The organism is Nitratireductor sp. XY-223, assembly GCF_004959855.1.
Lineage (GTDB): Bacteria > Pseudomonadota > Alphaproteobacteria > Rhizobiales > Rhizobiaceae > Hoeflea_A.
The window spans coordinates 1-11,021 of sequence record NZ_SPNT01000032.1; the positions used below are offsets into that span (position 1 = coordinate 1).

The following is an 11,021-nucleotide window of genomic DNA, read 5'->3' on the forward strand; positions in this document are numbered from 1 at the left end:
CACAGCGCGCAAGTTGCTCGCGATCATCTACGACACACTGAAAAACGGCTGGGTCTTCGATGACTTTCCGGCATTCAAAATCGCGGGACAGAACAATCCTGCTGGACAATCATCATAGGAGACAGACATGATCAACAACGCAACATTCCAAATCATCGGTCGCATCGGGAAAATCAACGCTGGCGAGAAAGTCACCCGCATCTCGGTCGCATCAGACCGCCAGGTCAAAGACAAGGACGGCAACTGGAGCACTGAAGCAAGCTGGAACGACGTCACCGTTTTCACCGAAGCCCTTCGCAAGCGCCTTGCCAATGAGAAAGTCGGCCGGAAAGGCAACCAGGTCATCTTTCAAGGGAGCATTCAGTCGAACTCCTATGAGAAAGACGGCAAGCGGGTCTACCAGACCAACCTCGTTGCCCAGGACTTCGACGTCCTCTCATTCGCCAAAGACGCGGAGTGATCGGAACCAGGTGGCGGCCAGCTGGCCGCCACTCCTCCCTCAGAAAAACACAAACGAAGGACCGATCCATGACCTACCAGCAATCACTAGATCTTGCCGAACTCGAAGCTGACATCGCTTATGAAAAATTCCTCGAAGCTTTCGAAGCCGACGAACATCCTGAAATCCTCGAACAGCTCAATGTCGAAGCGTCAATCGCCCGGCACCGCTACTACGAGGCGTACAATGCAGATCTGGCTCTCTGAGCCAGATCAACCGCTTGGAGCATCCGCATCTTCCTCCATCTTCAGGAATCTTGGGACTTGGGAAAAGTCCCATTTCCGACCTCTTTCAAACCCAGAAGATTGCCCGATTGAGAGAAGGTGGTTTTCGAGCAGTAGAAGTTCGATCACACGCGCAATGTCACCATCGGCTTTCGATTGAAGATCATTCAGCTTCCCGACCAGCTTTGACAGGTCAATCTCGTATCGTGAGGTCTCACTCATGGGTGCGGTCCCTCTCATAGAGGGCGATGAGAGCAGCCCCAATTCTTGCGCCAAGTGATCGCGGTGTGAGGATGTTGAACGGATCAAGCCGGGACTTCAGTCGGCTAATTTTTTCCTTGGGCAATGACCAGTTGGTTTCGACACACTCCTTGCCGTGCGCATAACTCAGCTGCGTGGTCGCCTTGGACTGACTTGCTGTGAGATCGTCAATCTTACCTTTGGCGTTTCTGAGCAGTCCCAAAAGCGCTTCTTTCTTAGAGATGCCGCTCTCGACCATGTCGTCGTAGATTGTTATTTCACCGGGCAAAGGTTCGAACGCGACCACCCGCACACGCACCATTTCTGAAGTTGGGCTGTTTCTTTCATTATCGCTCTGACGACCGCGTCCCTTCGCCTCTTTTTCCTTTTTTGGGTCTTCCGGTCGTTTCGCCTGGACGTTCTGTTTGAGTTCAATTCCCGGACGCTGCGGATCGCGCTTGGCGGGATGTTTGTATGCTGGCGGTGTCTTGATCCCCACTATGCGTCCTCCAATGCTTCCAGAAAGTCATTTGCAAGTGCTTGGACCTCGTCCATGGCAACGGCCAAGTGACTGGCACTGATGCGCCTCATGGGATCCGACCTCATCTGTTCATGGACGAGGTGCAACAGACCGCGCTTGCCGAGGGATGCAAAGGCATCGCGGGCGTGCAAATGCGTCTCGAAGCAGGGCAGTTCTGACAAGGCTGCCAGGTCTTGCCTTTGAGAAACGGTGAGCTTTTGAACCGGTACACGCTGAATCAGAAGCGCGGTCGGAATTTGCATGCCCATTTGTTGATGAAGCCCGATTGTGTGCTCGAAGGTCGTCAATGCCTGGGTCATGTCGAGCTGGGTTAAGGCCGACGGTATGATGACCAGGTGCGTGTTGATCACACAGGCATTGTTCAATTCCGAACCGCCGCCGCGTGTGTCTATGACGGCGTAGTCGAACTTCTGTTTCTCGGAATCTTCAAAGGCCTTTTCAAACGACCTGAGATCATCAGCTTCAAAGACCCCGATCTGATCTGACCATGTTCCCGCTTTGAGGGCGTTGTTGCGCCACTCGATCAACGGCATGTTTTCATCCGTGTCGATGAGAGCAATACGCTCTCCCTTTTGGGAAAGAGCGGAGGTGACCGCCATCGCTGCAGTCGTTTTTCCCGCTCCGCCTTTGAAGGAAGCAAATGTGATCTGCTTCATCGCGCCCACCTGTCGGGACGTCGAGATGTCGACCTGACGAAATGTTGAGAAGTCGAAATGTTGGTGAGTCTGTAGGTCGATTTGTTGGGAAGTCGATAGGTCGAAAAGGTCATAAGTCGAAAGAGCCAATGGTCGGTAAGTCAGTCTGTCGATATGTCCATTAGCCTGTTCTTCCTCCTTGTCGGCAGCATGAAATGCTTATTCGTGATTAGTATTAGTAAGTAACACCCTCTCGTCTTGAGGCGCTAAGTTTAGATGGAGGGTACGTGGCAGGATATATGCAAAGGTAACACCTTTGCGCCACGTACCCCCGCCACCTGAAGGTGGCCGCCCGAGGGCTAATTGAAGCCATGAGACGAAGGAGCGGGGGTTTTGAGCAAACCCGGCACGAAGAACAGACGGCGTTCTGAGAGAAACACCGAGCCGTGGAAGGGCAAATCTCCCACGGCTGACAGGCGTCGTGGGGAGTGGAAGACGTCCACCGCCGAGGATGATGATGGCGGTGTCGGCTTCGTGCATCTGAGCACGAAGGTCCGGCCGGAAGAGAAGGAAGCCTTCAAACAGGCGTGCTCAAAACATGGCGTGACACCCAATAAAGCGGTTCGCATCTTCGTGCGGCAATGCGGCGGGTTCCTCGAAATCTCAGATGAAGCGCTCCAGCACCTTGTAACGATCACACGTCAGATCAGCGGTGTCTCCACCAACATCAATCAGATCGCCAAGGCCGGAAACAGGACGCTCAGTCCAGACTTCAATGCCTTCATGGAGGATCGCAAGGAGCTTGGCGCTCAACTCGCCGAGCTCGAGGACATCATCCGGGAAATCGTCAATGTCGGAAAACGGCGGTCCGATGGTTTGAGGAAGTTGGAGGCCGTATTGGCGAAGGGCGAGGGGGCTGGCGCATGACCGTTCATGTCCCTCAAATTTTGCTTAAAGACGCGGTCAAAAAGCAACGTATCTCACCTGTAGACATAGTCATGGGAGATCCTTGGGCCGAGCTCAATCTCGGCAATCCCATGCGTCTGTCGCTCCTGTATGCGGCTCTGAACAAACAGCAAGGCCCATCTGCTAGGGGCGGACCGGGTTCCTCTGGAACACGACTTCGATTTCCTCTGTCGGCCTTCCAGGGCGGCAACAGCGCCATGGTCAAAGTCATCAAAAAGGGAGGGACGACCAATGCCCGCGGCATGCGTGATCAGATGTCTTACCTGTCCAAGGATGGCGACGCGAAGCTCGAGCGGTCCGAACGCTATTTTGGCATCGAGCTGGATGAGACCTCACAGGAGCGACTCATAAACTCTTGGGGCTTATCAGGCGAAACAAAGACCCAATCGGATAAGACCACCCACATCGTCGTCAGCTTCCCAATTGATACCGATCATGGTGCCGCCTATAGGGCCGGCCGGGCATGGGCCGAGGAAATGTTTGCTTCCGGCAAGTATGGCGATGTCTACGATTATTACACAGCGTTCCATACTGACCGCGCCCATCCCCACATCCATGTCGTGATCAATCGAAGGGGCATGGAAAACGGCGACTGGCTTAAAATCTCACGAGCCAGCGCATTCAACTATGACGAATTCAGAGCGGTGCAGGTTGAGGTCGCGGCCCGCGAGGGCATCCATTTAGATACCTCACCGCGATACGCGCGGGGTCTCTCTGACCGAACCATACCAGATGCGGAGATACGCAAGGCCGAAAGGGAAGGGAGGAAGCCCGAGGCTCCCTCCCATACCAGGGTGACCGCCATGAGAGCGGCCGCCAGCATCGCTCTTTATGCAGGCCAATATTCAACCGATGCAAAGCTCCTGCGAGAGCAGTTCCCGGAGCTCTCAAAATCTCTGCGCGAGATGGCCGCGACCCTGTTGTCGGGCCGGGAGCTCAATTCCGGTCTATCCAATCCAACCAAAACCAGTCTTGAAGAGGCGAAACACGCAAGCGAGTTCATCATGTCCAGACGAAGTGAAATCCTAGCCGACATCAAAGAGATTGATGCCGAGATTGCCTCGATCCCCATTGGCAAGGAGCGATCGATGCTTGAACGGGATGCCTCGCGGATCAAGGCGGAGGCGGCACAACATCTCACAGACGTCGCGGACCTGATCATTCACTCCCGGGAAAACCCAGATGGCCTCTATAAAGGCATCGAGGCGCGAGATGGGATTGAGAACACCGTCAAGGAAAGGGCGGACGCACAAGTCGCTGCCCTCGCCAAATCCGCGGGCATCGATCCCGAAAGATTGGTCAGCCGATACGACCGATCGGCTGCGGCGTCCATTGGGCTTGCGGATAGCTGGCGAAAGGATGAGCTGGAAGACATTCAGAAGAACCTGACCTACCAGCCCGAAACGCCAAAATCGAAGGTCGAGGAGCTGACCCAGGCGGCCTATGACGAATTGCACCGCAATGCGCTTCAAACCTATCGCAAGGCGGAACGGGAGCTTGAAGCCCATAGCAACAGGAAAAGAGAGCTCTACCGCATCGCAAAGTTGATCCGTGACGGTCGCAGGCTTGACCAGGCCCAGGAAGAAGGCCTCCGCAGAACCGTCAAAGAGACGCTGACGTCTTCAGAGCTGAGAGAACTGGAGGCCGGCCACTCGAAGGTCTTCCGGCATGTGGCCAAGGATGTCGATCACCAACGGGCGCTCAGCCGCCGCTATCTTGAAGCCGAGCTGCAAGACGCCGATGGCGCGCGGAAACTGCAACTGAATACCGCCCTCGCCAAGATCGATCGCGATGCGGACCTCGCAGCACAACGTGCAGCCGAGCAAGCCCGCAATAACAAAAACCGTGGACTTGATCTGTAATGCGGGCGTCCATGAAAAAAATACTGCAGGACGCACTGATCTTTGGCTTTGTGGGTTTGATGGCTGGAAGTGTCGTCGGCATTGTTATCGCGAGTGCTTACGCAGTCGTCAAACAGGGCGGCAAGTTCAACGATGTCGAAGGGTTTGAAATTCTCGACTACGCGCCCTGGGTGGTGGGACGTCTGCAGGAGCCGTTTGAAACCGGCGCCTTAATCATAGGGGCTGCGGCGCTCATTGGGATGATCGGCTTTATCGCCATCTCGTATCGGCCGCAGCTCAATAGCCATGGGTCGGCCAGATGGGCCACCAAGGACGAGCTTAAGAAGGCACGGCTTGCCGTCAGAATGAAAGAATTGGCGGGGCCGATTTATGCCAAACTCGGTTCTCCACGCAGCCGCGGCGAATACATCACCTCGAGCGAGATCCCGCACAGCTTCATCTGCGCCCCCACAGGATCGGGCAAAGGTGTCGGCATCGTAATCCCGACACTTCTTACCTATGGCGGCTCGGTGATCTGTCTGGATGTTAAGGGCGAGAATTTCGACAAGACAGCGCGGGCGCGCGCCTCGCTCGGCGACAAGATTTACAGGTTCTCACCGCTCGATGAGAACAACAAGTCGCACCGGTTTAATCCGCTCGAGGGGGTTACCAAGCTTCCGCCCGAACGGCGCTTTACCGAGGCCAAGCGCATTGCCGAGAGCTTCATCGTCATGCCAGGTGATAATGTTCAAGGCTTCCTCATCAGCGCCAAGGAGATATTTGCAGCCAGTGTTCTGGTCGTCATCGAGCGCAGGACACCGACCATCTCCGCGATCTACGACCTCTTAAGCCAGGGTGGAGATTTCAACGAGCTTTTCGAAAAGCTCGCCAGCGAAACCAATATCCCTGAGGCCAAATCGATCTATGGTCGTATGGAGGGGATCGCCGACCGGACGCTTTCCGCCTACATGTCGGTGCTCTTTGATGGCGGTCTTGGTCTTTGGCGGGATGGGTTGGTAAGGGCTGCCACAGAGACATCCGATTTTGATATCTCGGCGCTGAGACGCAATCCGGCAACAATCTATATCGTCGTCGCACCCAACGATCTTGCCGTCCTGGCCCCTGTCGTGAGGCTTCTTTTCCAACAGGCCGTCGCCATCCTACAAGCCACCGAGCCAAGAGAGGATGAAGCCTATCCGGTTCTGTTCTTGCTGGATGAATTTCCTCAGCTCGGCCGTATGGCGGCGCTGAGCCAAGCGGTCTCAACCATCAGATCTTATGGTGGTCGCATGATGATTGTTGCTCAGTCGCTTGCCCAGCTCAGGGGCGCCTATGGCAATGATGGCGCGCAGAACTTTTTGGCCAATTGCCGCCTGCAATTGTTTATGGCGCCGGCGGACAGCGAAACCCCGGATTACGTCTCCAAGGCGATTGGCAATTTCACCCGCAAGGCACGATCCAAATCCTGGATGATGGGGCAGATTGGCAAGAGCAACATTCAGGAGCGCGAAGAGGGCGCCAGGCTCTTGCGCCCGGAAGACCTTCGCAGCCTGTCGGCGGAAGACTGTGTGCTGTTGATCCAGGACTCCGACCCGGTCCGCGCCCAGAAGGTCCGCTATTTTGAGGATCGTGCCTTGAAGCCCATTTTTGAAAATCAGACAGGCAAGCATCCGGTCGTCAATGCCCTGAAGACGCAACTGCGGAACGCTGTGCGTGCGGCACCTAATTCGACAAGTGGAGATGATCCAGTTGTAGACCCTGAAGAAGAAGGTGAAGTTGATGAGGATGGGATCAGTGCGGAAAATTTCAATTTGATGAAATCCAACCATTTGGAACTTCTCAGCCGTATCAAGGATGTGAAAGACAGAGTTTCCAGTTAAGATTTCAATCCTAGGTTTTGAATTGTTCTCAATACAGTATAACAATCAATAAAAAGAGGATGAGGGGATATGTTATGCCAAAACAAACTATCGCAACCTGGAACATCTTTTATTCTTGGACCATGGTTGAAATGCGATCAGGCTCCTATCGGATCACACCGTCCGAAAGCAGACGTGCCAAGAATGTTGGTCGCATTATCAATGAAATGGATGCCGATGTGCTTGGTATTCAAGAGTGCATGTCCCCGGCAGAACTGAAATTTTTCAGAGATGAGAAATGTCCTCAATATGATGGATTGATGACCAACGGAGACAACAGGAACTTCAATCTTGGGCTGCTTTACAAAAAGTCTATCTTCAAGGCAAAAAAGGTCCGCATCAATACTGACCGCTGGAGGGCCAAGATCGGGGATGACCGGTCGGAAAGGTTTTACAAGTTTGCGCGAGCGCCGCTGGTCGTTGAACTTGAGCATGTTGCGGCCGGTACCAAATTGACTGTCGTTGTGATTCACTTCAAGTCGAAGAAGCCCAAAAAGGGACTGAAAGGCGAAGCCAAGTACAAGGAGGCCATCCGCAATCGAAAACGCATCGTAGCCGAAAGTCTACGTATTCGTGAGCTTATGGCGAAGCGCGCCGAAGGCGGCGAACCTAACAACCGATACTTGATCATTGGTGACCTTAATGACGGTCCCAAATACGATCGCTACGAGAAGCAAATTTATAGCAGCGGGATTGAGACGCTTCTTGGCAGCGTCCTTGATCCAGAAAACATCCACTACAGCGCAATCGATCTCTCCGACGGAAAGGGCGAGCCTACATCGTCTTTCGCGGACGGAAGCATTCAGCTGGATCACATTGTGCACCCCAAAGACATTTACTATGGCCGCGAAAAACCAAAAATTGTCAGGAACTCAGGCAAGGTTCGCAGCGACTTAGTGAACATCAAACGAGATGGAAAGAAACGCGACAGCGATCATGCCCCCGTTGAAGTTGTAATCGATTTTTGATTGGCAGAACGCGTCTACCAATTCCGTGCTTTGAACCCAAGTCGCTTCCAGAATTTGCATTATGAGAGTATTTTCGATGTCTTCATCAACCTCCCATTTAGTCGAGCACACTCCACCTCCCAAGAAATCATTTCACCGGGAACTTGCGAACCCGCGCGGGATAGATGTTCCATCTCAGGAAGACGACATGCGGTACCTTTTCAGCATGCCTTTCATTGGTTTGATAGACGCCATCGCAGACACTTTGTTTCCCCCCAACACAGTCAAGAGTTTAAAAGGCGCGGACCATACCATAGTCGCTTCGGACGCTATGGTGCATCGCTATATCCTCTTTAGAGCAACGTGGCAGCCGGATTGGGGCAAAGATATTCACACCGCGTTGCGCCTCTTTTCCAGCGTCTGCGATCTGCATTTCGGCTCGATATTTCCTTTGCTCACTGAGGCGCAGCAAAAAGAGGCTCTCTCAATGCTCGAAGATCGAAAGTACTCAGATACTGACTGGAATTCGAAAGTTGATCAGAGACGCGCATTCAATCAAATCCGAGAAGGAGTCGCAGAGGGCCTGTTCGCTGAACCGGGCTACGGTGGAAACTTCAATGGTCTGGGTTGGTACTACAGCAACTTCATGGTGATTGAGGATTAAGCCATTGTCAGAAAAAGAAAACTTTGATGCGATCGTCATCGGCACAGGCGCCGGTGGAGCTTGTGCTGCGTACCAGTTGGTCAATGCAGGGATGCGTGTGCTAGCGATTGAAAAAGGCCCCTGGCTCAAACTCGACGACTTCCTGGAGGGCGGCGCCTACGGGATGCCAGGAGGTTTTTCAAGCTGGGGACGTGGTGATGAGCTGAAGTACTCGAGACAAAGACTTCTACAGCAGAACGTTCCAAAAGAGCTGCGTTGGCTGTCATATCATGAATATGGCCAGAGCGCTCCGGATCCCAGGCCAACGAAACGCGGATGGATGTCGCAACTTGTCGGTGGGGGTACGGTTCACTATGGCGGAGCGTCTTTTCGGATGGAGCCTGTTGATTTTGAAATGCAGTCCCGATTTGCGACGCAGGCAAAAGATCTGGAACAAACTAATTATGCCGACCTGGGAGCTGAACACTCCGCCGACCTTCATGACTGGCCGGTTTCATTTGCAGAATTTGAACCTTGGTTTTCTGAAGCGGAGCGTCTTGTGGGGATCGCGGCCGGCCCCGGTTCAGGTCTAAAACCATTACGATTGAGTGCAGCCGAGAAGCATATCAAAACGGCGCTTGAGGTTGCGAACAGCGAAATAGAGCTGAAGCCTACGCCCATGGCAATCAACAGCGGCAAGCATATGGGCCGCGAAGCTTGTCATCACAGCGGGCTTTGCCAGGATTATGCCTGTAGATTCGAAGCAAAATCTGACATGCGAGTGACGTTGCTGCGTGAGGCGGAGAAAACGGGCCGGCTTACGATCCAGCCGCTTTCTTTTGTCCGCAAGATCCACATCAAAGGCTCAGTTGCCGAAAGCCTTGAGGTGGTGGTTGGTGATCCCGAAGGTGGTCAGGCGGAGATTGAAAAACTTACCGCACCGATCATCATCGTCGCATGCGAGGCTCTGGAATCCTGCCGGCTGTTAGCGGCATCAGGGATTGGCAACCCTGACGTTCTTGGTCGTTATGTCATGTTCCACGTCACCGGAGGGGCACGAAGTCTGGCTCCGATACCAACCAAAGCTTGGCAGAACGCACCGCACACGGGGTTTATCGATCATTTCTATAATGATCATTCAAATGACAGCACACCGTTCATAAAGACAGGGATCTTTCTTGTGTCTGCTCTCGGCGGGCCCTTGCAAGCCGTTTGGCGAAACTGGGGAGCCGATGCAATACAATATTTAAATGAAATCTATCCGTACAAAATGGATCTGAGCTATATCGGAGAGGGCTTGCCAACCGCCCACAACCGGATCGAGTTGAATACCGGTACAGCCGACAGATATGGAATGCCGGGTACAATCGTTCATTATCGACCGCATCCCTTCGATATCAACGCTGGTGTATATGCAGGTGAAAAAGCCACGGAAATCTTGAAGATTGCGGGAGGGACAACGCATGACGAAGCTCCTCCTGAACTTAAGAAGTTTTTGTCGAAAGATGTGACAGCGCGACGGATGTTCCACGGTTCGGGCGGGTGCCGGTTTGGAAATGACCCCAAGACATCCGTACTTGATCGCGACTGTCGAGTGCATGGCCTGGATAATCTTTTTGTCACAGACGGATCATTTATGCCGACGGGATCAGGCGTGAATCCAACACTCACCATCCAAGCCAATGCACTGCGTGTTGGTCAGCGCATAACAGAAATGATGCAGTAGCTTATCCGCAGCCCGCTTGTGGGCGGTTGGCAAGCCATCACCATTCGCCGCCACCGAAAAACCTTAGATGATAATGTCTTGTGGGCCATTGATGGCTGTTGGACGCGGCTTTTGAGGGGAAGTAAAAACTGATTTTGTCCAGTTTGGAATCGAGATCATCGCTGTGTCACGCATTCGTCCCAGAAAGTCCGTCGGCTCACGACGCGCCATTGTCGTAATTTCTGCTAATCTTCCCTCCTCTATCGCATATATAATTGCATCAGAATTGCGTAGAGTAGGAAATGACAATCCGCTCAGTACCTCAATTGTCGTCAGCCGAACCTGTTCAAGAACAGGCGAGAATTTAAGTGGATCGGGATTTGCATAGTCACTCTGCCAAATGAGAAACCCCGCAGCTCTAAGTTTTGACCCTCGCCGAATGGCCATGATTTTCCAGTAACCAGCCGGAACTTTTATCGGATCGTATCCATCCGTTATGGTGACTTCCGGATCCTCCTCAGTAAACACCGGCCCTTGAAATACACATGCTCGCCGTTCGGTTGAAGTGGATTCGGACAATTCCAGCATCCAATCCTCAACATTACCCCATGCAACATGCATGCGCCGCTCTTGAGGTGCGATGTTCGAATAGAAGTCGCTTTCACGTTCGGCTTTCTTAGCGTCTTCGATTTCCTCCGGTGTGGCACCCCAAGAAAGGCTTTTTCGACGCGCCAAATGGCTGTCACTTAGCACTTAAATGTGAGAATGCAGTTGTTGTGAAGACCTTTGGCACTTTAATCTGAGAATCATCGGGTCCAGTTCTCATATCAGTTGGAGCTGCTGGGGTGGTCCCCACTCTAT

The 11,021-nt window shown here is 53.2% G+C and carries 12 protein-coding genes; 8 read left to right on the forward strand and 4 right to left on the reverse strand.

Features of this window, described 5'->3' with window-relative positions; all coding sequences use genetic code 11:
- The first annotated feature begins 127 nt into the window (after nt 1-127).
- Both E4M07_RS28405 and E4M07_RS29275 read left to right on the forward strand, forming a co-directional pair.
- Nucleotides 128-460, forward strand: coding sequence for a single-stranded DNA-binding protein (locus tag E4M07_RS28405; protein ID WP_136661792.1), 333 nt, complete (start codon nt 128-130; stop codon nt 458-460).
- 68 nt (nt 461-528) lie between these two features.
- Nucleotides 529-705 (forward strand): hypothetical protein, encoded by a 177-nt coding sequence (locus E4M07_RS29275; RefSeq protein WP_169054458.1) that lies wholly within the window; start codon nt 529-531, stop codon nt 703-705.
- A 6-nt stretch (nt 706-711) separates the two neighbouring features.
- Here the strand turns inward: E4M07_RS29275 and E4M07_RS28410 are convergent, their stop codons facing one another.
- Genes E4M07_RS28410 through E4M07_RS28420 form a run of 3 tightly spaced genes read right to left on the reverse strand, consistent with a single transcriptional unit; the run spans nt 712 to nt 2,160 of the window.
- Complete coding sequence (locus E4M07_RS28410; protein WP_136661793.1) at nt 712-945, reverse strand: hypothetical protein; 234 nt, start codon at nt 943-945, stop codon at nt 712-714.
- A complete protein-coding gene (locus tag E4M07_RS28415) occupies nt 938-1,462 on the reverse strand; it encodes a hypothetical protein (protein ID WP_136661794.1) in 525 nt (174 codons plus the stop codon). Before E4M07_RS28415 ends, E4M07_RS28410 begins: the two co-directional genes overlap by 8 nt.
- Nucleotides 1,462-2,160 (reverse strand): AAA family ATPase, encoded by a 699-nt coding sequence (locus E4M07_RS28420; protein WP_136661795.1) that lies wholly within the window; start codon nt 2,158-2,160, stop codon nt 1,462-1,464. The genes E4M07_RS28415 and E4M07_RS28420 overlap by 1 nt, the downstream gene beginning before the upstream one ends.
- Nucleotides 2,161-2,532: 372 nt before the next feature.
- On the opposite strand from E4M07_RS28420, the gene E4M07_RS28425 reads away from it, so the two are divergent.
- The 6 genes from E4M07_RS28425 to E4M07_RS28450 all read left to right on the forward strand — a co-directional run bounded on the left by E4M07_RS28425 (nt 2,533) and on the right by E4M07_RS28450 (nt 10,181).
- A complete protein-coding gene (locus E4M07_RS28425; protein WP_136661796.1) occupies nt 2,533-3,066 on the forward strand; it encodes a DNA mobilization endonuclease VirD1/MobC family subunit in 534 nt (177 codons plus the stop codon).
- Nucleotides 3,063-4,967, forward strand: coding sequence for a relaxase/mobilization nuclease domain-containing protein (locus E4M07_RS28430; RefSeq protein ID WP_136661797.1), 1,905 nt, complete (start codon nt 3,063-3,065; stop codon nt 4,965-4,967). Before E4M07_RS28425 ends, E4M07_RS28430 begins: the two co-directional genes overlap by 4 nt.
- A gap of 11 nt (nt 4,968-4,978) precedes the next feature.
- Complete coding sequence (gene virD4, locus E4M07_RS28435; protein ID WP_169054459.1) at nt 4,979-6,826, forward strand: type IV secretion system ATPase VirD4; 1,848 nt, start codon at nt 4,979-4,981, stop codon at nt 6,824-6,826.
- Nucleotides 6,827-6,900: 74 nt separating this feature from the next.
- A complete protein-coding gene (locus E4M07_RS28440) occupies nt 6,901-7,833 on the forward strand; it encodes an endonuclease/exonuclease/phosphatase family protein (RefSeq protein WP_169054460.1) in 933 nt (310 codons plus the stop codon).
- A gap of 187 nt (nt 7,834-8,020) precedes the next feature.
- A complete protein-coding gene (locus tag E4M07_RS28445) occupies nt 8,021-8,476 on the forward strand; it encodes a gluconate 2-dehydrogenase subunit 3 family protein (protein ID WP_169054461.1) in 456 nt (151 codons plus the stop codon).
- A gap of 4 nt (nt 8,477-8,480) precedes the next feature.
- On the forward strand, nt 8,481-10,181 hold the full coding sequence (locus E4M07_RS28450) for a GMC family oxidoreductase (RefSeq protein ID WP_169054462.1): 1,701 nt from the start codon (nt 8,481-8,483) through the stop codon (nt 10,179-10,181).
- Nucleotides 10,182-10,244: 63 nt separating this feature from the next.
- Here E4M07_RS28450 and E4M07_RS28455 read toward each other — a convergent pair whose 3' ends face one another.
- Nucleotides 10,245-10,895 carry a DNA/RNA non-specific endonuclease gene (locus E4M07_RS28455; RefSeq protein WP_169054463.1) on the reverse strand — a complete coding sequence of 217 codons (651 nt, stop codon included), beginning with the start codon at nt 10,893-10,895 and terminating at the stop codon, nt 10,245-10,247.
- Between the last annotated feature and the right edge of the window lie 126 nt (nt 10,896-11,021).